The organism is Sphaerimonospora cavernae (assembly GCF_042435035.1).
In the GTDB taxonomy this organism is placed as follows: domain Bacteria; phylum Actinomycetota; class Actinomycetes; order Streptosporangiales; family Streptosporangiaceae; genus Sphaerimonospora; species Sphaerimonospora cavernae.
The window spans coordinates 165,513-187,335 of the sequence record NZ_JBHMQT010000018.1; the positions used below are offsets into that span (position 1 = coordinate 165,513).

The 21,823-nt window shown below is 70.3% G+C and carries 22 protein-coding genes; 9 read left to right on the forward strand and 13 right to left on the reverse strand.

Going from position 1 to position 21,823, the window contains the following annotated elements; all coding sequences use genetic code 11:
• Nucleotides 1-127: 127 nt before the first annotated feature.
• Complete coding sequence (locus ACFHYQ_RS11315) at nucleotides 128-2,020, forward strand: Xaa-Pro dipeptidyl-peptidase (protein WP_394301069.1); 1,893 nt, start codon at nucleotides 128-130, stop codon at nucleotides 2,018-2,020.
• Nucleotides 2,021-2,094: 74 nt separating this feature from the next.
• Here ACFHYQ_RS11315 and ACFHYQ_RS11320 read toward each other — a convergent pair whose 3' ends face one another.
• The gene (locus ACFHYQ_RS11320; protein ID WP_394301070.1) at nucleotides 2,095-2,916 is read right to left on the reverse strand and encodes a PhzF family protein; all 822 of its coding nucleotides are present in this window, start codon (nucleotides 2,914-2,916) and stop codon (nucleotides 2,095-2,097) included.
• A 74-nt stretch (nucleotides 2,917-2,990) separates the two neighbouring features.
• The gene (locus tag ACFHYQ_RS11325) at nucleotides 2,991-3,758 is read right to left on the reverse strand and encodes a class I SAM-dependent methyltransferase (RefSeq protein WP_394301071.1); all 768 of its coding nucleotides are present in this window, start codon (nucleotides 3,756-3,758) and stop codon (nucleotides 2,991-2,993) included.
• A gap of 71 nt (nucleotides 3,759-3,829) precedes the next feature.
• Between ACFHYQ_RS11325 and ACFHYQ_RS11330 the strand changes: the two genes are divergently transcribed.
• Nucleotides 3,830-4,396, forward strand: a complete 567-nt coding sequence (locus tag ACFHYQ_RS11330) for a CGNR zinc finger domain-containing protein (RefSeq protein ID WP_394301072.1) — start codon at nucleotides 3,830-3,832, stop codon at nucleotides 4,394-4,396.
• Between the two features lie 37 nt (nucleotides 4,397-4,433).
• On the opposite strand, the gene ACFHYQ_RS11335 is transcribed toward ACFHYQ_RS11330, so the two are convergent.
• Nucleotides 4,434-5,186 carry a PP2C family protein-serine/threonine phosphatase gene (locus ACFHYQ_RS11335; protein ID WP_394301073.1) on the reverse strand — a complete coding sequence of 251 codons (753 nt, stop codon included), beginning with the start codon at nucleotides 5,184-5,186 and terminating at the stop codon, nucleotides 4,434-4,436.
• A 58-nt stretch (nucleotides 5,187-5,244) separates the two neighbouring features.
• On the opposite strand from ACFHYQ_RS11335, the gene ACFHYQ_RS11340 reads away from it, so the two are divergent.
• The gene (locus ACFHYQ_RS11340; RefSeq protein ID WP_394301074.1) at nucleotides 5,245-7,344 is read left to right on the forward strand and encodes an N-6 DNA methylase; all 2,100 of its coding nucleotides are present in this window, start codon (nucleotides 5,245-5,247) and stop codon (nucleotides 7,342-7,344) included.
• A 40-nt stretch (nucleotides 7,345-7,384) separates the two neighbouring features.
• The gene (locus ACFHYQ_RS11345; RefSeq protein WP_394301075.1) at nucleotides 7,385-8,281 is read left to right on the forward strand and encodes a serine/threonine-protein kinase; all 897 of its coding nucleotides are present in this window, start codon (nucleotides 7,385-7,387) and stop codon (nucleotides 8,279-8,281) included.
• Between the two features lie 141 nt (nucleotides 8,282-8,422).
• Here the strand turns inward: ACFHYQ_RS11345 and rodA are convergent, their stop codons facing one another.
• From rodA to ACFHYQ_RS11395, 10 genes are all read right to left on the reverse strand, one after another.
• The gene (rodA, locus tag ACFHYQ_RS11350; protein ID WP_394301076.1) at nucleotides 8,423-9,634 is read right to left on the reverse strand and encodes a rod shape-determining protein RodA; all 1,212 of its coding nucleotides are present in this window, start codon (nucleotides 9,632-9,634) and stop codon (nucleotides 8,423-8,425) included.
• Nucleotides 9,631-11,658 (reverse strand): penicillin-binding protein 2, encoded by a 2,028-nt coding sequence (gene mrdA / locus ACFHYQ_RS11355; RefSeq protein ID WP_394301077.1) that lies wholly within the window; start codon nucleotides 11,656-11,658, stop codon nucleotides 9,631-9,633. The genes rodA and mrdA overlap by 4 nt, the downstream gene beginning before the upstream one ends.
• Nucleotides 11,648-12,241, reverse strand: coding sequence for a rod shape-determining protein MreD (locus ACFHYQ_RS11360; protein ID WP_394301078.1), 594 nt, complete (start codon nucleotides 12,239-12,241; stop codon nucleotides 11,648-11,650). The genes mrdA and ACFHYQ_RS11360 overlap by 11 nt, the downstream gene beginning before the upstream one ends.
• Nucleotides 12,238-13,020, reverse strand: coding sequence for a rod shape-determining protein MreC (gene mreC / locus ACFHYQ_RS11365; protein ID WP_394301079.1), 783 nt, complete (start codon nucleotides 13,018-13,020; stop codon nucleotides 12,238-12,240). Before mreC ends, ACFHYQ_RS11360 begins: the two co-directional genes overlap by 4 nt.
• Before the next feature lie 10 nt (nucleotides 13,021-13,030).
• Nucleotides 13,031-14,056 (reverse strand): rod shape-determining protein, encoded by a 1,026-nt coding sequence (locus ACFHYQ_RS11370; RefSeq protein ID WP_394301080.1) that lies wholly within the window; start codon nucleotides 14,054-14,056, stop codon nucleotides 13,031-13,033.
• 220 nt (nucleotides 14,057-14,276) lie between these two features.
• On the reverse strand, nucleotides 14,277-15,290 hold the full coding sequence (gene speB / locus ACFHYQ_RS11375) for an agmatinase (RefSeq protein WP_394301081.1): 1,014 nt from the start codon (nucleotides 15,288-15,290) through the stop codon (nucleotides 14,277-14,279).
• Between the two features lie 81 nt (nucleotides 15,291-15,371).
• Entirely contained in the window at nucleotides 15,372-16,985 is a 1,614-nt protein-coding gene (locus ACFHYQ_RS11380; protein ID WP_394301082.1) for a PH domain-containing protein, read from the reverse strand.
• Nucleotides 16,982-17,473 (reverse strand): PH domain-containing protein, encoded by a 492-nt coding sequence (locus ACFHYQ_RS11385; RefSeq protein ID WP_394301083.1) that lies wholly within the window; start codon nucleotides 17,471-17,473, stop codon nucleotides 16,982-16,984. The genes ACFHYQ_RS11380 and ACFHYQ_RS11385 overlap by 4 nt, the downstream gene beginning before the upstream one ends.
• Nucleotides 17,474-17,542: 69 nt before the next feature.
• A complete protein-coding gene (locus tag ACFHYQ_RS11390; RefSeq protein WP_394301084.1) occupies nucleotides 17,543-18,976 on the reverse strand; it encodes an MFS transporter in 1,434 nt (477 codons plus the stop codon).
• A gap of 118 nt (nucleotides 18,977-19,094) precedes the next feature.
• Nucleotides 19,095-19,661, reverse strand: coding sequence for an ATP-binding protein (locus ACFHYQ_RS11395; protein ID WP_394301085.1), 567 nt, complete (start codon nucleotides 19,659-19,661; stop codon nucleotides 19,095-19,097).
• Between the two features lie 145 nt (nucleotides 19,662-19,806).
• On the opposite strand from ACFHYQ_RS11395, the gene ACFHYQ_RS11400 reads away from it, so the two are divergent.
• From ACFHYQ_RS11400 to ACFHYQ_RS11420, 5 genes are all read left to right on the forward strand, one after another.
• On the forward strand, nucleotides 19,807-20,658 hold the full coding sequence (locus ACFHYQ_RS11400; protein WP_394301086.1) for a helix-turn-helix domain-containing protein: 852 nt from the start codon (nucleotides 19,807-19,809) through the stop codon (nucleotides 20,656-20,658).
• The gene (locus ACFHYQ_RS11405) at nucleotides 20,655-20,876 is read left to right on the forward strand and encodes a DUF397 domain-containing protein (protein WP_394301087.1); all 222 of its coding nucleotides are present in this window, start codon (nucleotides 20,655-20,657) and stop codon (nucleotides 20,874-20,876) included. The genes ACFHYQ_RS11400 and ACFHYQ_RS11405 overlap by 4 nt, the downstream gene beginning before the upstream one ends.
• 126 nt (nucleotides 20,877-21,002) lie before the next feature.
• On the forward strand, nucleotides 21,003-21,143 hold the full coding sequence (locus ACFHYQ_RS11410; RefSeq protein ID WP_204012520.1) for a hypothetical protein: 141 nt from the start codon (nucleotides 21,003-21,005) through the stop codon (nucleotides 21,141-21,143).
• A gap of 15 nt (nucleotides 21,144-21,158) precedes the next feature.
• Entirely contained in the window at nucleotides 21,159-21,389 is a 231-nt protein-coding gene (locus ACFHYQ_RS11415) for a DUF6158 family protein (RefSeq protein ID WP_204012522.1), read from the forward strand.
• Between the two features lie 16 nt (nucleotides 21,390-21,405).
• Entirely contained in the window at nucleotides 21,406-21,663 is a 258-nt protein-coding gene (locus tag ACFHYQ_RS11420) for a hypothetical protein (RefSeq protein ID WP_394301088.1), read from the forward strand.
• The last annotated feature ends 160 nt before the right edge of the window (nucleotides 21,664-21,823 follow it).

Genomic DNA, 21,823 nt, shown 5'->3' on the forward strand with positions numbered 1-21,823 from the left:
CTTCGGGATCAAGATGATTCAGATCATATAAAGCAATCTTGCTCGGCTTGTGGATATCTGTCGAGATTTGCGGTTGATGCCACCGTTTCTCCGGAGGTTCCGCTTGCTACCCTTACGAGCAGCTCTCATGGGCTTAGCCCTGGTCATGGTGGGTGCCACCCCCGCTCATGCGACCGCCGAACCGGGCATCACCATCGATCGGGGGAGAACTCAACCGGTCTTCTCCTACGCCGATGCCATCCGCGAGCATGTCTACGTCGAGTCGAGCGTCGACAGCGACGCCGACGGGAGGCTCGACCGAGTGCGCGTCGACATCATCAGGCCGAGGGAGTCGGGTCCCGGGCTCAAGGTGCCCGTGATCATCGATGAGAGCCCCTACTACGACAACTCGGGCCGCGGCAACGAGGCCGAACGCAAGGTCTACGACGCCGACGGCAATCTAGCGAAATTTCCCCTGTTCTACGACAACTACTTCGTGCCGCGTGGCTACGCCGTCCTGAACGTCGACATGTCCGGTACCGCCAGGTCCGATGGCTGCCCCGATGTCGGCGGCCGGGGTGACGTGCTGGGCGGCAAGGCCGTCATCGACTGGCTGAACGGCCGCGCGACCGCGTACCGCGCCGACGGCACGACCGTGACCGCCGACTGGACCACCGGCAGGGCCGCCATGATCGGCAAATCCTATGACGGCACCCTGGCCAACGCGGTGGCGGCCACCGGCGTCGAGGGGCTGGAGACGATCGTCCCCATCTCCGCGATCAGTTCCTGGTACAAGTACCAGCGCTCCAACGGAGTGATCTACAACCGCGACTACATGTCCTGGCTGGCGCGCTACATCGACACCGACCCGGCCGCCAAGTGCGCGACCGTACGGGCCCGCATGGACGCCGAGGACGGAGACGACACCGGCGACTACAACCCGTTCTGGGCCGAACGCGACTACATCGCCGGCTCGCTGGGCGACGTGACCAGGGTGCGCGCCAGCGTCTTCGTGGTGCACACGGTCAACGACCTCAACGTCAAGCCCGACAACTTCTCCAAATGGTGGCAGGCCCTCGCCGAGCGGAACGTGCCCCGCAAGATCTGGGTGGGGCAGTACCAGCATGTCGACCCCTTCGACTTCGAGGGGCGCCGGGACATCTGGGTCGACACGCTGCACCGCTGGTTCGACCACTGGCTGCTCGGTGTGGAGAACGGCATCATGCGGGAGCCGCGGGCCGACGTGCAGATCGGCCCGGATCGGTGGATCACCCAGCGAGACTGGCCGGCGCCGTTCACCATGAAGGTCCCCTTCCGGCCGGCGGCCGACGGCTCGCTCGGTCTCCTCCCGGCCAGGAAGGGGCAGACGGCCACGTTCACCGATATCCGGCAGTCCGAGGATGCGATGATCGCCGACGTCGGTACGGCCAAGCCGGGGCGGATCGCGTTCACCACCGGAGTCCTGCCGCTGGACCTGCGCCTGTCCGGCTCGCCGGTCATCGATCTCCGCGTGGCTCTCGACAGGCCGACGGCCAACCTGACCGCCCTGCTCGTCGATTTCGGGGAGGAGACCCGGGTCGACTGGCGGCGCGGACAGGGCATCACCACCGTCGCCGAGGAGGACTGCCACGGTGAGAGCACCGCAACCGACGACGCCTGCTACAGGAAGGTGGTCACCAACCTGGCCACCCGGCCCCTCGAGATCGTCGGCCGGGGCTGGATCGACGTGCAGAACCGCGACTCGCTCAGCGAGCCATCGCCGCTGCCGGCTGGGACGTACGGCAAGGTCAAGTGGGAGGCACTGCCGCAGGACTACATCTTCAAGAAGGGCCACCGGCTGGCCCTCGTGATTGGCGGCACCGACTCGACCTACAGCGACGAGGCGGCCACCGGCGCGAACGTCACCGTCGACCTCGCCAAGAGCAGGGTGCTGCTGCCGCTGGTGCTCGTCATGCAGCTCGGTGACCTGCCGAAGGACAAGGCCAGGTGGCACGGTCCGCGGCAGCTCGACCTGCCGGTGCCGGACAACCGTTTCTTCTGATTCCCGCACTGAGGAGCGGCATGCGCCCGGCATGGTGCCGGGCGCATGCCCTTTTCAGCGGCCCGCACGGGCGATCAGACGTGCAGCTCGCCCGACCAGATGGTGACGGCCTGTCCGGCCAGCTCCACCCGGTCGCCCCGCAGCGTGGTCCGGATGGTCCCGCCCCGCTCGGAGAGTTGCGCGCCGACGAGCGCGTCCCGGCCGAACTTCGCCGACCAGTACGGCGACAGCACGCAGTGGGCGGAACCGGTGACCGGGTCCTCGGGGACGCCGACCCTGGGAGCGAAGAATCGGGACACGTAATCGGGTCGTTCCCCGTCCCTTTCATCGTCCCTGTCTGCGTCGTCGGCGGTCGCGGTCACGATGACGCCGCGGGCGTCGACGGCGGCCAGTCGTTCGAAGTCCGGCGCCGCAGACTGTACGGCCTGTGCCGACTCGACCTCGACCAGCAGGTCGAACCGGCTGCGCCCGACCCAGACGGGCTTGACCCCCAGCGCCTCGACCAGGCCCTCGGGGGCGTCGACGGCCGTGGCCCGGGTGGCGGGGAAGTTCATCGCGATCAGCCCGTCGGCGGTCTGTTCGGTGGACAGAGCGCCGCTCCTGGTGGAGAACTCGAGCCGGCCGGACCCGCCGAGGGAGTAGAGAACGTGTGCCGTGGCCAGTGTGGCGTGTCCGCACAGGTCGACCTCGACGGCCGGGGTGAACCAGCGCAGCGGGAGCGGCCCGCCTTCCTCAGCATCCCCCGGTGCGGGGACGAAGGCGGTCTCGGAGTGCCGCATCTCGGCGGCCACCGCCTGCATCCATTCGTCCGGCACGGTCTCGTCCAGCAGGCAGACCGCGGCGGGATTGCCACGGAAGGGCCGGTCGGTGAAGGAGTCGACGGTGAAGATGCGCATACCCGCGGATTCTAGGCCGTGCGTCCATTCAGACGCGGGCAGCACCTCCGTTCAGGAGCGAACAGCACCTCCGTTCAGGAGCGAACAGCGCAGAGCAGGCGGTTGTCGCCGCGCTGCCACAGGGTCCCGACCTCGTCGAAACCGGCGTCCCGCAGAGCGGCGACGTGGGTGGACAGGAGTGGGGTCTCCGAGCCGTCGTGGCCGGCGCTCCGCGAGGCCCTGATGGTGGATGCCTCGGCGAGCGCGGGCTCGGCCGTGACGGCGTCCCACCACGTGCGCCAGTCCTCGGGGCGCCCGTCGGTGAAACGCCGGTTCTCCTCGCTCTGGTGTACGGCCCGCTCCAGCCTCGCCAGCGTCGGAGTCGTGTCGTCGGCTCCGAGGTGGTCGCCGTTGAGGAAGAGCGCGCCGGGGCGCAGCACCGTCGCCAGTTCCGCGTAGACCCGGCGGAGGTGGGGCTCGGGCAGCCAGTGCAGCGCGGTCGTGCTCACGGCGGCGTCCGCCGGTCGATCGAGGGTGAGTTCGTCACTCCAGCCCGGAACGCGCAGGTCGAGGTCGGCGAAGTCCAGGCCGGCCATGTCGCCGTACCGCGCCCGGCCGAGCGAGAGCAGCAGGGGGTCGGTGTCGATCGCGATGACCCTGGCCAGGGGCAGGCGGCGCAGCAGCCTGGCCGAAAGCGATCCCGGGCCGCAGCCGAGGTCGAGCACGAGCGGGTCCGGCCGCCCGACTCCCACCTCGATCGCGTCGATCAGCGCGGTGAACCGTTCCTCGCGGTCGGGAAGGTAGCCCTCCTGTTGGCGGTCCCAGCGGTCGATCCACTCCCGGGCGGTGTCGAAAGTGACCACGAGCACCTCCTGTAACTGTCATATAAGCTTTAGGCAGTCACAAAGTTAAAACATGAGGCGTAACTGGTCAAGTGAATTTCAACAGTCACACAGATGCGGTCGTGGCGGTGGCCGTGTGTCTGGTCAACGCGCTCACCCTGGGTGAGGCTCGCGGGCGGCCCTATACGCCCCCTGAGGGTGAGGAGCGGCGCGCCGCCGTCGTCGAGGTTCTCGGAATGGGACGGCGTGCCGAATCGGTCGGCCCGGCGGAGGCCGACGAACTGACCGGTGTGGCCGGGGCGCTGCGCGTCGTCTTCGAGTCGGTCGACCGCGGCGACGTCGACACGGCCGCGGAGAGCCTCAACCGCCTGCTGGCAGAGACCGATGCCCGGCCGCATCTCGACCGGCATGATGGGGAGCCGTGGCACCTGCACTTCCACGGTGCGGGAGGCACCCTGGCGGGTGACTGGGCGGCCAGTTGCGCGACGGGTCTCGCCGTCGTGCTGGGCGGCGAACTGTACGACCGGCTCGGAGTGTGCACGGCCACGCACTGTGACCGGGTTTACGTCGACACCTCTCGCAACGGGACCCGCAGGTTCTGCTCCACGGCATGTCAGAACCGGGCCAAGACCGCCGCCTTCCGGGCTCGCAAACCCTGATGCGACCGGGGCCGGCGGATGCGGCCCCGGTGAAACGTCAGCCGGCCTCGGTGTCGGCCTCGGTGTCGGCCTCGATGTCGGCGACGATGCAGGAGATGTTGTCGGGGCCGCCGCCCTCGTTCGCCAGGTCGATCAGGCGGCGCACCGTCTCCTCCGGGTCGTCGACCGTCGTCAGCACCTGGTGCAGCGCCTCCGGATCCAGCACGGCCGTGAGCCCGTCGGAGCACAGCAGATAACGATCCCCCGGGCTGGCGTCCCGCAGCGAGAGGTCGGGATCGGCGGTGCCGCTGGTCTCGAGCGCCCGCAGCAGCAGCGAGCGGCTCGGATGCCTGGCCGCCTGATCCGGGCTCATCCGTCCGTCGTCCACCAACGACTGGACCAGCGTGTGGTCTCTCGTGATCTGGTAGAGGTTCCCCTCGCGCAGCATGTACGCCCTGGAGTCGCCGACGTGCGCGAGAGCGAACCTGCCCTGGCCGTCCCACAGCATGGCCGTGACCGTCGTGCCCATCCGCTCCATCGCGGGATCGCGCTCGGCCAGCTCGCTCAGCCGTCGACCGGCCTCCAGCACCGCGCCTTCGATCGCGGCGACGGGGTCCTCGGGCGGCTGGCCGTCTTCCAGCGTCGCCAGAGCACCGATGGCGACCGCACTGGCGACGTCCCCGTGGCCGTGTCCGCCCATGCCGTCGGCTATGGCGAGAACGCGCTCCCCCACGTGCACCGAATCCTCATTCTTGCTGCGGGAGCGCCCGACGTCAGTGCCGGCGGCGTAGCGAATGCGGTTGTGCGTCATGATTTTGAGTAAACCACTGGTTGAATCACTTCACAAGTATGATGCTAGCCTGAGCCTCATGAGCCACGAGATCCCGGCTGCGCGTGAGGCCACGGTTCCTGAGGCCACGATACGAGAGGCCACGGTGAACGCCGGCGAGATCGCCCGTCTGGCCGGTGTGGGCCGGGCGGCGGTCAGCAACTGGCGTCGCCGCTATGAGGACTTCCCGCAGCCGGTGGGGGGTACCGCCTCCAGCCCGCTCTTCTCCCTTCCCGAAGTAGAGGCGTGGTTGCGCCGCAACGGCAAGTCTTTCGAGCTGTCGATCGGCGACCGGGTCTGGCAGCGGCTGCGGGCAGTGGCCGACGACCTGAGGCTGGGGGAGATGGTCGGCCACGCCGGGGCGTTCCTGCTCTACCTGAGGCGTGATCCCGCCGGATGGCGGCGGCTCGCCCGCGATCCCGGTGGCCTGGCCGTACGGCTCGGGCCCGCCGTCGAGGCCGCGACCGGCGATCTCCCGGCCAGGATGGCCGGCCCCGGCCTCATCGATCCGGAACTGATCCGCCTGATCGCGGAGATGGCCGAACGGCAGGGCGACGCGGCCACGTTCGAATTCCTGTGTGACCGCTACGCCGAGGCCCACAGCCGGCGGCTGGCCGTCACCCGGGCCGACCTGGCCGAGCTGATGACGCGGCTGGCCTGCGCCGACGCGAAATCCGTCCTGGATCCGGCCTGCGGCCTGGGAACCCTGCTGCTCGGCGTGCCCGAGCAGACCCGGTCGCTCGGCCAGGAAGTCAACGAGACCGTGGCCGTCCTGACCGCCGTACGGCTGCTGCTGCGCGGGCACAGCGCGCGGATCGTCGCGGGCGACACGCTCAGAGACGACGGATTCCTCGAGGAGCGGGTCGACGCCGTGGTGTGCGACCCGCCGTTCAACGAGCGGGCGTGGGGACACGAGGAGCTGGTCGGAGATCCCCGGTGGGGGTACGGCATGCCGCCGCGGGGCGAGTCCGAGCTCGCCTGGGTCCAACACTGCCTCGCCCATGTGCGGCCGGGCGGGCCCGTCGCCATTCTGATGCCGGCGGCCGCCGCCGGGAGGCGCTCCGGGCGGCGGATCCGGGCGAACCTGCTGCGCGGCGGGACGCTGCGTGCCGTGATCACGCTGTCCGCCGGGGGCCCGGATCTGTGGCTGCTTCGCCGTCCGACCCCCGGCGAGCCGCAGCCCGCGACGTTCCTCGTGGCCGATGCCGCCGACGACCTGTCGATCGTTGAATCGGTATGGCGGGCCTGCCTCGCCGGGGCCGAGCCGCTCGGGTCGCCTGAAATGCCCGAATCGTCTGAAATGCCCGGATCGCCTGAGATGCCACAGGGCGGCCGCACCGTCCGCATCATCGACGTCCTCGATGACGAGGTGGACGTCGGCCCCGCACGGCATCTGTCGGCTCCCGGCGACGCCCGGAGGTTCCCCCTCGTGCGCGACCGGTTCCGTACGGCGGCGGCCGCGCTGGCGGACGCCGTACCCGACCTCGTCCTGCCCGACCTCGCCCTACCCGGCCTCACCGGGCCCAGCGAGGCGAGCGCGCAGAGCCCGGGTGGGATGCGCGGCCCCGACGCCTGGGACTCCTCCTCCTCCGCCGCCACCACCACCGTCGCCGAGCTGGTCAAGGCGAGGATGGTGACGGTCCGCCACTCTTCGCTCAAGGCGCTGCCCGAAGCCCATGGGCGGGTCCGCGTGCTCACCGTCGACGACCTGGCGATGGGCGGGCCGCCGTCCGGATCGACCCCGTCCGCGGACGGCCTGGTGACGATCCGGCCCGGGGACGTCGTCGCCTCCGCCATCACGGCGCGGGTCGCCGACGTCGAAGGCGTGGTGCTGGGCCCGCACCTCAGCGTCTTCCGAGTGGACCCCGCCAAGCTCGACCCGGAGTTCCTCGCCGGTCTCCTGCGCTTCGCCGCGAGCGGGCCGGGAACGGGGACGAGCCGAGTCGGCGCGAGCCGGGTCGACGTTCGCCGCGCCCGCGTGCCACGGCTGCCCATGGCCCGTCAGCGGGCGTACGGCAGGGCCTTCCGGCAGCTTCTCGCCCTTGAGGACGGCCTCAGGGAGGTGACCGCCGCAGGGGAGAAGCTCGCCCGCGCCGGGGTCGAGGGGTTGATCGCCGGCACTCTTCTTCCACCCGTCTGAAGGTGTAGCTTTTTCCGGTACAGGCCGACGGGAGGGTGCATTGGTCATCGGTGACCGCTATGAGCTTGACGACCTTCCCCTGGGCCAGGGCGGGATGGGCGCGGTCTACGGCGGTCATGACCGGCATCTCGACCGCAGGGTGGCGGTGAAGATCCTCCGGCTCCCCGGCGGTCAGGACGAGGAACTGGAGCGCAGGTTCATCCGGGAGGCGCGGATCCTGGCTCGGCTGGAGCACCCGGGGGCGCCGGTCCTCTACGACTTCGGCACGTACGAACAGCGTCTTTTCCAGGTCATGCAGTTCATCGAGGGAGTGACGGTCGCCGACCTGCTCGGCGAGCACGGCCCGCTTCCCGTGCCCTGGGCCGCCGCCATCGTCGCCCAGGCATGTGCCGTACTGACGGCGGCGCACAAGCTGTCGATCTGCCACCGCGATCTCAAGCCGACCAACCTCATGCTCTGCCCCGACGGCAGCGTGAAGGTCCTCGATTTCGGGCTCGCCATGCTGCGGGAGGGGGAAACCCGTCAATTCACCAGGATCGGGCAGATCCTCGGCACCCCCGCGTACATGTCGCCCGAGCAGATCCAGAGCGGGATCGCCGGGCCGGAGAGCGACCTGTACGCCCTCGGCTGTGTCCTGCACGAGATGCTGACCGGCAGGCAGCTGTTCACCGGACCGACGGAGTACGCGGTCTTCGACAAGCAGGTGAAGGCGCGGCCGCCGCGGGTCCCGAATGTGCCTGCCGCGCTGGACCGGCTGATCGCCGAACTGCTGGAGAAGCAGCCGGAGAACCGGCCGGCCGACGCCCGCGAGCTGTACGAGCGGCTGCAGCCCTTCGCGGTCGACCTTCCCATGCTGCCCGGCTTCCTCAACCCTCCGTCCATGCCGAGCCCCGGCCGGATGTACGCCCGCATGGTCGGCCGCGTCGGAAAACACTAGGGACAGGTTCGGGCGTCGCGACTTTGCCGTCATGCGTACCCCTGCCCTCTGTTCAGCGGAAACTTCACCGACCCAGCAGGTCCGCCGCTTCGTCGGACAGCCTGAGATTGAAGGCCGCTGGTGCTTGACCGCGGGTGACGCTCAGCCGGACAGTTCGGTACGGCGCCGGACGGTGCTGAGGAAGCCGACGGCGGCGAGGGTGGAGATGGTGGCCGAGCCGCCGTACGAGACGAACGGCAACGGCAGCCCGGTGATCGGCAGCAGTCCGATGGTCATGCCCACGTTGACGAATGTCTGGAACGCCAGCCAGCAGACCACGCCACCCGCCAGCACCGTGCCGTACGGCGTGGCGCTCCGGGCGGCGATGAGCAGCCCGCGCCACAGCAGGAACAACATCAGCAGCACGATCAACGCGCAGCCGAGGAAGCCCAGCTCTTCCCCCGCGACGGTGAAGATGAAGTCGGTGTGCTGCTCGGGCACGAAATGTCCGGCGGTCTGTTCTCCCTGAAACAGCCCCTTGCCGAGCAGCCCGCCGGAGCCGACGGCGATCCGGGCCTGGGTGGCGTTGTAGCCGAGGCCCATCGGGTCGGCGTCCGGGTCGGTGAGCACCATCAGCCGTTGGATCTGGTAGGGCTGGACGAGGTCGAGCAGCCACACCAGGAGGACGGCCAGGGCGCCGGCCGCTGCGAGCCCGGCCAGCCAGCGCTTGGGCGCCCCGGAGACAAGGATCATCCCGGCCGAGATCGCGGCGAAGACGAGGATCGTGCCGTAGTCCGGCTGGAGCATGATCAGGCCGATCGGCAGGCCGGCGAGAGCCAGGGCGAGCAGCACCGCGCCCCGGCCCGGCCGCCGTTCGCCCTCCCGCAGTTCCCCGAGCGCCGCGGCCAGCGCGAGGATCAGCGTGATCTTGGCGAATTCCGACGGCTGGAACTGCAGCCCGGACCCGAGGAAGATCCACGCGTGTGAACCGTTGACGGTACGGCCCAGCGGGGTGAGCACGGCGACCAACCCGGCGAGCGCGATCAGATACAGCACCGGGACGTACGCCCGCAGGACCCGTGGGTCGCGGCGGGACACGAGCCACATGAGCGCGAGGCCCAGGCCCACGCTGACGGCCTGCCGCGTGAGCAGGGAAGAATCCGGCTCATTGCGAGTGGCCGACCAGACCAGCAGCAGGCCGATCCCGCACAGGACGGCGGCCGGGATCGTCACCCACCAGTCGAGGGAGGCCACCGCGGACCGCCGGGCCGTATGCGTGTCCGCCCGGCGGGAGAGGACGCGGCGCCAGAGGGGGCGGCGCGAGGCGGCCCGGCCGATCGGTGGCCGGGTGGCAAGGGGGCGCGGGATCGTCATCGCTCACCACCACGGCGAGGCGAGGTCGTCTTGGAAGACGGTTTGGCGGACGCCTTGGCCGGGAGGCGGTAGATGCCCTCCCAGATGTCGCGGGCGGCCGGGGCGGCGGTCGACCCGCCGGTGCCGCCCTGGGACACCACGACGACCACCACATACTTCGGGTCCTTGGCCGGGGCGAAGGACGCGAACCAGGAGGTGTCCCGCCTGCCGTACGCCTCGGCCGTACCGGTCTTGCCCGCCACGGCGAGCCGGTCGAACGGGAAACCCGCGAACGCGCTCGCGGCGGTGCCCGAGCGGGGGACGTCCGCGAGCGCGTCGCGGATGTAACGCAGAGTCTTACGGGAGACGTCGACCTTGCCCACCACGGACGGCTTGATCTTGCGGACGACCGTGCCGTCCGGCCGGACCACTTCCTTGCCGATGAGCGGGCGCAGCAGCTTGCCCCCGTTGGCGAGCGCGGCGTAGCCGCGGGCGAGTTGCAGCGGTGTGACCAGCACGTCGCCCTGGCCGATCGCGAAGTTCGCCGCGTCGCCCGCCCACCAGACGCCCCCGCCACGGCAGTTGTCGGCCGCCAGTGCCTTGAGATAGGCGGCCCGCCGCCGATCGGACTCCTCCGGGTAGCCGGTCTTGGCCCGGCGGCAGGTGTCCGCCTTGGTCCGCTCCCAGAAGGCCTTCTTCCAGGCCCGGTCGGGCACGCGACCGGCGGCCTCGTTCGGCAGGTCCACTCCGGTGCGTTCGCCGAAGCCGAACTCTCCGGCCATCGCCTGCATCGGGTCCTTGGGGCGGCGGACGGGCTTCACCCCGCCGTCTCGCCGCCACATCTCATACGCGAAGCGGTAGAAGATCGTGTCGCACGAGACGACGAGCGCGCGGTGCAGGTCCATGGGTCCGAGCGCGGCGCCCTCGAAGTTGCGGAACGAGCGCCCGCCCACCTGGTAGGAGCCCGGGCAGTCGTAGGAGGCGCTCGGCCTGCGACCGGCCTTCACCGCCGCCGCCGTCGAGACGATCTTCCAGGTGGAGCCGGGCGGCCACTGCCCGAGTACCGCGTTCGAAGCCAGCGGCAGCGACTCGTAGTCCTGCTGGGTCAGGTCGCCGCCCCACACCTTGGGGTCATAGCTGGGATAACTGGCGAGCGCTGTCACCCGTCCGGTTCTGGCCTCCAGCACCACGGCCGCGCCGGCGTCGGCGGGCTCGCCCCGTTCGCGTGCCTTGGCGATCGTTTTGGCCAGCGCGCGCTCGGTGAGTTTCTGGATCCGCGAGTCGATGCTGGTCACCAGGTCGTAGCCGGGTTCCGGATCCCGCTCGCCGAGCACGCCGGTGACCCGGCCCGTGCTGTCGACGGAGACCTCGCGCACCCCCGCGTGGCCGGCCAGCACGTCGTCGTACTCCGCCTCCAGTCCGTCGCGGCCCACGAGTTCCGCGCCCTGGCCGCCGCCCGGCGCCGCGGTGGCGCCGGCCGACGCCGGCTGCACGTAGCCGAGCAGGTGGGCGGCCGCCGTCCCGAGCGGGTAGGTGCGGACCGGGCGCATCGTCGTACCGACCCCGGGGAACTCGTCGTGCCGCTCGGCGATGGACAGCGCCGTCCTGGCGTCGACGTCGTCGGCAACGATGATCGGCTCGTACGGCGAGCCGGGCCAGCAGGGCCGTGGCACGTCCCTGCCGCACAGCCGCGCCCGGTTCGCGATCTCCTCGTACGGCCGGCCGAGGGCCTCGGCCAACCGGGTCAGCACGGCCCTGCCGCCGTCGGGCTGGTGGAGGAGGGCCATGTAGTCCACCGAGACCTGCGGCCTGGTCCGGTTGGTCACCAGGGGACGGCCGTGGACGTCGAGGATCCGGCCGCGCACCGGCGGAAGGGAGATCGTCCGGACGCGCGCCTCGGTGGCCGCCCTGGTGTACTCGGGACCGGTGGTCATCTGCAGGTACCACAGGCGGCCGAGGAGCGTCAGCATGAGCGAGGTCACGATCGTGAACACGACCGCCAGCCGCCCCCTGGGCCTCCCATGCCTTCCCTGGTCACGACGCATGGCGGCTCCGGAACGGTGACCGTCGACGCCGGGGGAGCAGGGCGATCGCTGCCGAGACGGCGACCGCGCCGAGGACGGTCCAGACGAGCGAGCCGGGCAGCGAGGCGAGGACCGAGGTCTTCGGCTCGTCGCCCAGCAGTACGGCGAGCAGGGCGTCGAGCAGCGCGGCACCGAGAGCGACCGGCGCCGCCATGAGGGGGGCCATCATGCTCGGGACCGTCATGACCGGGCGCGGTGCCGTACGGAACCCGGCCCGGCCCGTCCCGCCCGCCCAGCCTGTCCACCCTGTCCGGCCTGCCGTGCCGAACCCGGTCGGCCTCTCCGGCGGGATCCTGGCGAGGAACCATCCGGCCAGGCACAAGACGAGCGCGTGGCGGCCGATGGTGTGGTCGGCCGGCGGCGCGATGTCGGCGGCCAGTCCGGCGGCGAACCCCAGCAGGGCGCCGTGGCGGGTCAGCGGGGCGAGCGCGACGACGCCGATCAGGGCGAGGTCGGGGCCGCCCCACGGCAGCGCGTTCACGACGGCGGCCTGCACGACCGGGGCGAGGATGACGAACACCGCCGCGAGCAGGAACGCCCTCACCGGGCCTCACTCCCCAGCACGACGGTGACGAGGTCGAGGGCGGTGAAGCGCGCGAACGGCCGGACGAGCGCGGTCCGGGTCGGCCCGCCGGACGCGTCCTCCACCGAGACCACGCTGCCGATGGGGACGTCGGGGACGTAGGGCCGCAGGTTCGGCGATCCCAGCGTCACCACATGGTCGCCCGGGGAGACGGACGCCTCGGGGTTCAGGAGGCTGAGCCGGAGCAGGCCCCCGTCGGCGCCCTGGTCGGCCACGCCCTTCACCACCCCCACCTCACGCGAGCCGGCCAGTCTGGCGCCGACCGAGGCGGACGGAGAGGTGATGAGCTGCACGGTCGCCGTCGCCGGTCCGGCCTGGATCACCCGGCCGATGAGGCCGTCGGAGTCGAACACCGTCATGTCGCGGGCCACCCCGGCGGCGCTGCCCACGTCGATCGTCACGGTCCGGTCCCGGCCGAAGCCGATGGCGTGGGCGGGAACCACGCGGTAGCGGTCCATCGGGCTTTTGTCGCCTTTATCGTGCTTGTTCTTTTCAGGCCCGGACGGACGCCCGGTGGCGAGCAGCGCCGCGCGCAGCCGGGCGTTCTCCCGCTCCAGATCCTCGATCCGCCCCGTGTCAGCAGGCCACCGCGTCGCGGAGGAGGCGACGCTCTCCAACGAGCCGAAGACCGCCGACCCGAGCGCCCGGAGCGGGGTCGGCGACGCCCACCGGTCGGCCGCGATCAGCGCGACGGACAGGACGACCAGCAGCATCGGCAGCCGTCGGCCGAAGGCCCTCATCAGCAGGTCCTTATCGGCGGGTATCGGGAAGGAACGCGTCGCGCATCTCGTCGAACTGCTCGACGCAACGCCCGGCGCCCAGCACGACCGACTGCAGCGGCTGATCGACCACATGGATCGGCATGCCGATCGCCTCTCTCAGCCGATCCGGCAGTCCGTCGAGCAGCGAGCCGCCGCCGGTGAGCACGACGCCGTTGTCCAGCAGATCACCCGCCAGCTCGGCGGGGCATTGGTCGAGCGTCGTCTGCACCGCGTCGACGATCGTCTGGACCTGGTCCTCGATCGCCTCCCGCACCTCGGCCCGGGAGATCGTGGCCGTCTTCGGCAGCCCGGTCACCAGGTCCCGGCCGCGGATCGGGATGGTGGTGTCGTCGCCGCCGGACCCGGTCGTGCCGAGGGTGAGCTTGATGTGCTCCGCCGTACGCTCGCCGAGGAGCAGGGAGTGCTGCTTCTTGACGTGGCCGACGATCGCCTCGTCGAGCTCGTCGCCGCCGACCCGGACCGATTTGGACACCACCACGCCGCCCATGGAGACGATCGCGACCTCCGTCGTGCCGCCGCCGATGTCCACGACCATGTTGCCGGTCGTCTCGCCGATGTTCAGCCCGGCGCCGATCGCGGCGGCCATCGGCTCCTCGATGAGCTCCACCCGCCGGGCCCCGGCCTCGTAGGCCGCCTCCTTGACCGCGCGCTGCTCCACGCTGGTCGTGCCGCTCGGCACGGCCACGACGACGCGGGGCTTGGCGAGGTAGCGGTTGGGATGCGCGAGCTGGATGAAGTGGCGGAGCATGCGTTCGGCCGCCTCGAGGTCCGCGATCACACCGTCTCGCAGCGGGCGGAGCGTGGTGACGTGGGGCGGCGTGCGCCCGATCATCTCGCGGGCCGCCTTGCCCACCGCCATCATCTTGCCGGTGTGCAGGTTGATCGCCACCACGGAGGGTTCGTCGAGGACGATGCCCTTCTTCCGTACGTATACAAGCGTGTTCGCCGTACCGAGATCCACCGCGATGTCCCGGCCGAGGAACGCGAAACCCATCGGCGACCAGCTTTCAGTTGAGGTGAGCACGGCTCGCCGCTGCCCGGCGCCTGAGCCACTTAAACAAGCATGAGTCCCCGAAACCCATCATGATCAGCACGTTGCCGATCATTCCAGTAGTGTGAAGCACCGAGCGGCTGAAATCAACCGGATCAGGGCTCTCCGTGATCGATCGGATACCCCCTGACACGCTCACCCCGTAAGGTGTCGGGGGGTGAGGTCAGCGGTTGTCGAGGAGGGGCTGGGAGGGATCCCAGCTGGTGCCTTCGGCGGCGTCCTTGCGGCGGCGGGCCATGGCCGAGAGCGCTTCGAGGACGACCCGGTTGCCGAGATACGCGGTGATGTCCGCGTGGTCGTACGGCGGGGCGACCTCGACGATCTCCACCCCGACGACGGGCAGCTCGTAGCAGGTCCGGCGGACCGCGTCGAGAAGCTGACGGGCCGACAGGCCGCCGGGCTCGGGCGTGCCGGTGCCGGGCGCGTGTCCGGGATCGCAGACGTCCACGTCCACCGACAGATAGACGCCGTCGCAGTCGTCGAGGGCGATGCCGTACGCCTCGGTGAGGCACTCGTCGAGGCCCCTCGTCACGATCTCGGTCATCTCGTACGACCGCATCCGCTGACCGGCCATCCAGTCCAGGGTGTCCGGCTCGGGCCAGTAGCCGCGCAGGCCGATCTGCAGGAACCGGTCGCCGCGGATGGCGCCCGACTCGATGAGCCGCCGCATCGGCTGCCCGTGGCCGTACAGGTGGCCGAACTCGATGTGCCCGGTGTCGGCGTGGGCGTCGAAGTGCAGCATGGAGATCCGGCCGAATCCGTGGTGGCGGGCGACTCCGGTCGCGTCGGGCAGGGCCACGGTGTGGTCGCCGCCGAGCACGATGGGGATCGCGCCGGCGGCCGCGATGCGGGCCACCGCGTCCTCGATGGCCCGCAGGCTGCCCTCGATGTCGCCGGAGTACGTCTCGACGTCGCCCGCGTCCAGCACGCGCAGGTCTCGCAGGGCGTCGACGCGCATCGCCAGGCTGGGGCGTGATCCGTCGTGCGGCAGATAGCAGGTCTGGCGGATGGCGTTCGGCCCGAAGCGCGCCCCGGGCCGGTGCGAGGTGCCACCGTCGAACGGCGCCCCCAAGATGATCACGTCGGCGTCCGCGTAGCCGGCGGGATCGTCCAGATCGCAGCGGTCCACGCCGAGGAAGGTGATGTCGGGGCCGAACATCTGGCCGTAGCGGGTCAAGCCAACTCCTTTGGGCGGCGGCGGCCGCGCCTCACAGCGCGCCTGATATGCCCAGTCCTATCGCAAATAGGGCAATTTATGCTATTTCCCACGGAAGCCTTGGGGGACGATGAACGGGTCGAGCAGCCCCGGTGATCCTTCGGCGGCCAGCCGCAGCGCCTCGGCGAGGTCGACGTCCAATACGTGGTAGCCCTGGCGGCCCGCCGCCGTCGTGGCGGTCAGCGTCACCAGCCCGGCACGGCGCTGGAAGAACGAACGCTGCACGTTCCACCCGATGATCCCGTCGCGTTCCAGCATCACCCGCCGGCGTACGAGCGACCCCCAACGGGTGACCAGATGGCCGGAGACGAGCGTGTGCCCGAGGGAGCGATAACGGTCGGCCGCCAGCAGCGCCGTGACCGGAAGCAGTGCGAGAGCCGTCACCCACGGCCACGACGGCAGGTCCGCCCATCGCCCCACGGCGAAGAGCGCGGCCGCGAGCAGCGCGTTGACGCCCAGGGCCCGGGTGAACCGGCGGCGCCGGGCGGCGGGTCCGTGCGGCACGAGAGGCGCCGTGGTCGGCGGCGGCCCGGGGCGCGGCGGCGCGCCTTCCGCCGTGAGCACGAGACCGGCGACCGTCTCGGCCTCGCCGCGTGGCGCGGGCGGCAGCAGCAACGACCCGCCACGCTGGGCGCCCTGGCCCACGCGCAGGCCGGTCGTCACCGCGATGAGCCGCGCCCCGCGCACGGCACGCAGCAGCAGTGGCTCGCTGATCTCGACGCCGCGCAGCCGCCGCTCCTCGATCGTGGTGGCTCTGGTGGTGATCAGACCCCGGGTGACGTGCAGCGTTCCGCCGTGCCTGCTGAGCCGGAAGTTCCAGAACGCGAACACATATCCGAGCGTGGAGGCGACCGCCACGAACACCGCCAGGATCAGCACGACGGTCGCGACCTGCAGCGGAAGCGACAGCGTGCCGAACCACCGCCATCCCTCGCGCAGTTGCCGGAATCGGCCCAGGTCCACGTTGCCCTCGGAGGCCAACCGCGAGACGAAGCCCGCGATGACACCCACCGTGATCAGTCCCGACAGCGTGAACGGCCCGAACCCGATCCAGGCCGGCCGCAGCGTCGCGAGCACGATGTCCCCGGGCGCGTCCTGCCCGGGCGCGTAATCCCTGAGTGTCGCATCCGCGGCCCGGGCGTCCGCCGTACGGCTCGAGCGGTGAAGGAGTTCGACCCGCAGGCGGGCCGCCTCGGCGCCGCCCAGCGCGTCGAGCTTGAGACCGCCGCGGCCCGCCTTGTCGGACGTGCCGGTGCCCACCTCGACACGGGCGAGGCCGAGCAGGCGGTGCAGCACGTGGGAGGTGACGTCCACGGTACGGACCCGGTCGCGCGGCACCGTGAGCACCTTGCGCTGCAGCACGCCCTTACGTACCTGAACGTGTTCGGAGGTGATTCGGTAGGTGGTGGTGAACCAGCGCAGGATGCCGTACACCACCATGAGGCCGACGGCGGCGAGGCTCCACAGGTGCCCGCGCCCGCCGCTGCTCGACCCGGCCACCAGCAGACCGAGCAGGGCCGGCGCCGCCCGTACGACCTCCTGGACCGGGTGGACCAGCAGCATCCGGGGGCTCAGCCTCCGCCAGACCGGCTCCTGCTCCGGTTCGGCCGTGCCCGCCTCAAATCCACGCGGGCCGATCTCGCCGGTCTCGGTCATGTCGCGTCCCCGGCGGTGGCCTGCGCGGTCGCCGTCAGTTCGGCGACGAGTCGCTGCGCCGTGTCCTGACCGAGCCCGCTGATCTTCAGTGGTCCGGCGGCCGAGGCCGTGGTCACCGTGACGTCGGCCAGTCCGAACAGCCGCTCCAGCGGCCCGCGCTCGCTGTCCACGGTCTGGATCCGGGAGACCGGGGCGATCCGCCATTCCTGCTTGAACCAGCCCGACTGGGTGTACACGGCGGTGGGGGTGGTCTCCCAGCGGTGGACCCGGAAGCGCCACTGGGGCATGACGGCCAGGTGCGCCGCGGCGGCGACGACCGAGATCACGAGACCGGAGACGCGCACGCCGAGGTGGTCACCCTGTGCGACCAGCCATCCGACCTGGGCGGCGATGAGGATCAGCCAGCCCACGGCGGCGCGCACGGTCCAGTACCAGATGGCGGTACGGCTCACACGATGCAGGGGAGGGCGCAGGGTCGGGGTCTCCACATCTCAACTCTGCACCATCGACGCCGGCCTGAAGCAGTGGCATTGCTCCGGGGTTGCCCACGACAAATGTCATACCTCGTGGACGCTCAGCGGCGCGGCGATGTCCTCCAGCGACCGCCGGGCCGCCTCCACGCCCATGAACCACTCGACCAGGCCAGCGATGATCATGAGCGTGGCGCCGATCGCGTATCCGAAGACCACGTTGCCGACCACCTGGCTCTCGACCAGGCGGCCGAACAGGACCGGTCCGACGATGCCGCCGAGGCCGGTGCCCACCGCGTAGAACAGCGCGATCGCCAGGGCTCGGGTCTCCATTGGGAAGATCTCGGAAACGGTCAGGTAGGCGGAACTGGCGCCGGCCGAGGCGAAGAAGAAGACCACCATCCAGCAGACCGTGAGCGTCCCGGCCGACAGGACCCCGTTGTTGAACAGGGCGGCCGTGCCGAGCAGCAGCAGCCCGGACAGGATGTAGCAGCCCGAGATCATCGCCCGGCGGCCGATCGAGTCGAAGAACCTGCCCAGCAGCACCGGTCCGCAGAAGTTCCCGATGGCGATCGGCACGAGGTACCAGGGGGTGCTGCCGTCGGGCACTCCGAAGAACGTCGACAGCACCAGGGCGTACGTGAAATAGATCGAGTTGTACAGGAACGCCTGTCCGACGAACAGCGCGAGGCCGACGAGCGTCCGTTTCGGATAGCGGCGCAGCAGGGCGGCCGCCACCTCGGTCAGGGGGGTGTGCCGCCGCTGGTTGATCCGGATCTCCCGGCCCGGCGGGTCGAGCGCCCGCCCGCCGGTCTCCTCCAGGACCCGGGTCTCGATGTCGCGGACGATCTCCTCGGCCTCCCGCTCCCGGCCGTGAATGAACAGCCACCGGGGGCTCTCCGGCACGAGCCTCCTGACCAGCAGGATCCCGATGCCCAGCACCGCGCCCATCCCGAACAGCACCCGCCAGCCGACGTCGACGGCGAGCACGTCGGGGTCGAGCAGCGGGATCGCGATGGCCGCGCCGATCGCGGTGCCCAGCCAGAACGAACCGTTCACCACGAGGTCGACCGTGCCGCGCACCCGGGCCGGGATGAGTTCGTCGATCGCCGAGTTGATCGCGGCGTACTCCCCTCCGATGCCGGCCCCGGTGAAGAAGCGGCACAGGTAGAAGTACCAGACCTCGGTCGAGAAGGCCGTGGCGACGGTCGCGACGAGATAGACGACCAGCGTCGCCAGGAAGAGCTTCTTGCGACCGAAACGGTCGGTCAGGTGGCCGAAGTAGAGGGCGCCGAGGCAGGCGCCGGCGACATAGACGCCGGCGGCGACTCCGACCTGGCTGTCGGTCAGTCCCAGCCCGCTGAGGGGGTCCGTGACCCGGGGACCGATGACGCCGACGATCGTGACCTCGAGTCCGTCGAGGATCCACACCGCGCCGAGCCCGATCAACACCAGCCAGTGCCAGCGGGCCCAGGGCAGTCGATCGAGGCGGGCCGGAATATCGGTGCTTATTTGCGCCATACCGTCCCCTTCTTAGTGCGATATGGCGGCGTCTACCCGGAATCAGCCCTAATAGCGGCCAAGGGACGGTATTACCGTCTCGATGGCCCCGAGTGGCCGGGGCGGACCCCGGTATGGGTCAGCGCCGTCGGGGTTCTCCGGCGACTCGCCCGGTACGGACGTTGTCCGTGCCGGCGTTGCCCGTACTGACATGGTCCGAGCCCGCCCGGTCAGGGGGCACGTCGGAGGCGGTGGCCGAGGAGTCGATCTGGTGTCCGAGCTCGAACCAGACCGAGACCCCGCCACGGCTCGAGGTGACGCCCCACCGGGCGGTGAACAGGTCGACGAGGTGGACGCCCCGGCCCGGCGTCAGTTCGGGGGTGGTCCAGCAGCCGCAGGCCTGCGTGGACAAGGTCACCCGGGTCCAGTCCGCGGTGGCCTCGACGGTCACCGTGTAGCCCGGACGGCTCCCGCAGACAGAGGCGTGGCGCAGCGACTCCGCGATCAGTTCGCCGATCAGTTGTACGGCGTCGTCGCGGCAGGGGTGCCCGCCGAATGTGCGGGCCTCCTCGGCGGATCCGTCGGGGGAGTCGTCAGGGGAGTCAAGGTGGTCGGCGACGAACCGACGGGCCCGGCCGGCCTCCGAGGGCTCTCCCGCGTAGGGCCGCGAGATCACGATTCTCCCCGGGAGGTTGAGAATTGTCATCCTGTGATAACTCCCTGTATACCCGCCTGCCTACGACCGATCGCCGTCCGTGCCAGACTTCATTCATCCTGCACTTTGGAATTCGGCTACGCAATAGTGCGAATGCACCATTGCACACTTCCTGTCAAAGGGGGTATTCGGTCTCATGCGGACAGGACGAAGTCCGACCGTACGGCTGCGCCGGCTTTCCGGTGAGTTGACGCGCCTGCGGCGTGAGGCGGGATACAGCCGCGAGGACGTGGCCCAGCGCCTGGGCGTGGCGGGTTCCACGGTGTACCGGATCGAGACCGGACACACCCGGCCGCAGAGCCGGACCATGCGCGACCTCCTCGATCTCTACGGGGTCGACGGCACCGAACGTGAGGCGCTTCTCGCCCTCGCCAGAGATGCCGGTCGGCGAGGCTGGTGGCACGCCTTCGGGGACGTGCTCCCCGGGCCGTACGTCGGGCTCGAGGCGGAGGCCGCCTCGGTCCGGAACTACGAACCCCTCCTGGTGCCCGGGCTGTTCCAGACCGAGTCCTACGCCCGTGCGGTGGTCGGCGCCGCGCTGGTGAAGGACCCGGCGGAGACCGAGCGGCGGGTCACGGCCCGGATGGAGCGGCAGCGCCGCCTCACCGGACCCGACGCCCTGGAACTGTGGGCCGTCCTCGACGAGGCCGCGCTCCGCAGGCCCGTGGGCGGCCCGCCGGTCATGGCGGAGCAACTGCGCAGGCTCGGGGAGCTCGCCGTCCAGCCGAACGTCACCATCCAGGTGCTTCCGTTCGACGCCGGCGCCTACCTCGGGATGGGCAACTCCATGGCGATCCTCACCTTCCCCGACCCGGAGGACGCCGACGTGGTGCTGCTGGAGAACATGGGCGGCGAGCTCTATCTGGAGAAACCAGAGCACGTCCGCGGATATGTCCAGGTCTTCGATCACCTTCGTGCCGCCGCGCTCGGCCCGGAGAAGTCCATAGGAAAAATCGAGTCGGTCGAGAAGGAGATGGCAGGAAGATGAGGGGAACCCAGCCGGCGGACGACCTGGCCGGAGCCACCTGGCGCAAGGCGACGCGTTCCAACACCGTGGGCAACCAGTGTGTCGAGGTCGCCTGCCTGCGGAGCGGCATCGCCGTACGGGACTCCAAGGACCCGGAGGGCCCGAAGCTGCTGTTCACCAATGGTGAATGGGAGGCTTTCGTCGACGGCGTCAAGGGCGGCGAGTTCGATCTGTCCTGATGTGCCCCGGTCGTGCGGCTCGCGCTCGTGACGTGGCGCGGGCCGCACGGCCCTGACGATTTCGACGATTCGGCCAATGCTCTCCGTCCCGTGCATGGTGGGTCGGCGAGGGGGCAGAAGTCCGGCATGCGACGTGAGAACGATCCGGACATCGAGGACGAGCCGGACTTCGCTGAGGAGCACACTCCTTCGGCGACCGATCCGCCCATCGCGCAGCCCGATGACGGAAATCCCGACGAGCGGTGGGACAAGCCGACAGAGGTCTGAGGGGGAGGACACGCGATGACGACAATGGGCGTCGACCCACGCGCGCTCGAGGACGAGGACCTGTTCCGTGAGCTGCGCCACATCCACGAGACGCGGTCGGAGGCCCTTTTCCACGGCTCCGACGACGCGCTGGAGCGGCATACCTCGCGGACGGAGGAACTGGAGCGGGAGTACCTCGAGCGGTTTCCCGAGCGCCACATCGACCCCGAGCGCCTGCGCAGCGGGGCGAGGATGCGCGGCCTGTAACGGCCGGTGATGCCCCGTGCGTGAGCGAGATCGTGATGATGAGAGCCTCGAGGACACCCAGGAGATGTCCGGGACCGATCTGGCCGTCTACGAGGCCGCCGCCGCGTTGAACGTGGCGGACCGGCCCGCCACGGTCGGCGAGATCACCGGAATGACCGGCCTGCCGGAGGAGACCGTACGGCACTGCCTCGACTCCCTTGTCGGCGGCGGGCGCCTCGTACCGCGTGGCGAGGCCTACCTGCTCGGCCCGCACGACTGGGGCCTCAGCTACTGACCATGAAAGGTGCATGGGAGCGCTCCCAGATGGGTTTTGCCCTGACGTCGAAACGGATGCCGGCAGAGGCACCACCCACCCGTGATCTTGCGGTTTCTCGCACTGATGCCCCTTGACCTGCCCAATCACCTGTCATGATCTTGCAGTTTCTCGCATTGAC

Excerpts from the sequence above, each read along its gene's own strand:
- mreC (WP_394301079.1), bottom strand. The coding sequence starts at position 13,020 with ATGAGGGCCTTCGGCCGACGGCTGCCGATGCTGCTGGTCGTCCTGTCC.
- ACFHYQ_RS11370 (WP_394301080.1), bottom strand. The coding sequence starts at position 14,056 with ATGGGTTTCGCGTTCCTCGGCCGGGACATCGCGGTGGATCTCGGTACG.
- ACFHYQ_RS11390 (WP_394301084.1), bottom strand. The coding sequence starts at position 18,976 with ATGGCGCAAATAAGCACCGATATTCCGGCCCGCCTCGATCGACTGCCC.
- ACFHYQ_RS11340 (WP_394301074.1), top strand. The coding sequence starts at position 5,245 with ATGAGCCACGAGATCCCGGCTGCGCGTGAGGCCACGGTTCCTGAGGCC.
- rodA (WP_394301076.1), bottom strand. The coding sequence starts at position 9,634 with ATGACGATCCCGCGCCCCCTTGCCACCCGGCCACCGATCGGCCGGGCC.
- ACFHYQ_RS11380 (WP_394301082.1), bottom strand. The coding sequence starts at position 16,985 with ATGACCGAGACCGGCGAGATCGGCCCGCGTGGATTTGAGGCGGGCACG.
- ACFHYQ_RS11320 (WP_394301070.1), bottom strand. The coding sequence starts at position 2,916 with ATGCGCATCTTCACCGTCGACTCCTTCACCGACCGGCCCTTCCGTGGC.
- ACFHYQ_RS11400 (WP_394301086.1), top strand. The coding sequence starts at position 19,807 with ATGCGGACAGGACGAAGTCCGACCGTACGGCTGCGCCGGCTTTCCGGT.
- ACFHYQ_RS11410 (WP_204012520.1), top strand. The coding sequence starts at position 21,003 with ATGCGACGTGAGAACGATCCGGACATCGAGGACGAGCCGGACTTCGCT.
- ACFHYQ_RS11395 (WP_394301085.1), bottom strand. The coding sequence starts at position 19,661 with ATGACAATTCTCAACCTCCCGGGGAGAATCGTGATCTCGCGGCCCTAC.
- ACFHYQ_RS11415 (WP_204012522.1), top strand. The coding sequence starts at position 21,159 with ATGACGACAATGGGCGTCGACCCACGCGCGCTCGAGGACGAGGACCTG.
- mrdA (WP_394301077.1), bottom strand. The coding sequence starts at position 11,658 with ATGCGTCGTGACCAGGGAAGGCATGGGAGGCCCAGGGGGCGGCTGGCG.
- ACFHYQ_RS11335 (WP_394301073.1), bottom strand. The coding sequence starts at position 5,186 with ATGACGCACAACCGCATTCGCTACGCCGCCGGCACTGACGTCGGGCGC.
- ACFHYQ_RS11405 (WP_394301087.1), top strand. The coding sequence starts at position 20,655 with ATGAGGGGAACCCAGCCGGCGGACGACCTGGCCGGAGCCACCTGGCGC.
- ACFHYQ_RS11315 (WP_394301069.1), top strand. The coding sequence starts at position 128 with ATGGGCTTAGCCCTGGTCATGGTGGGTGCCACCCCCGCTCATGCGACC.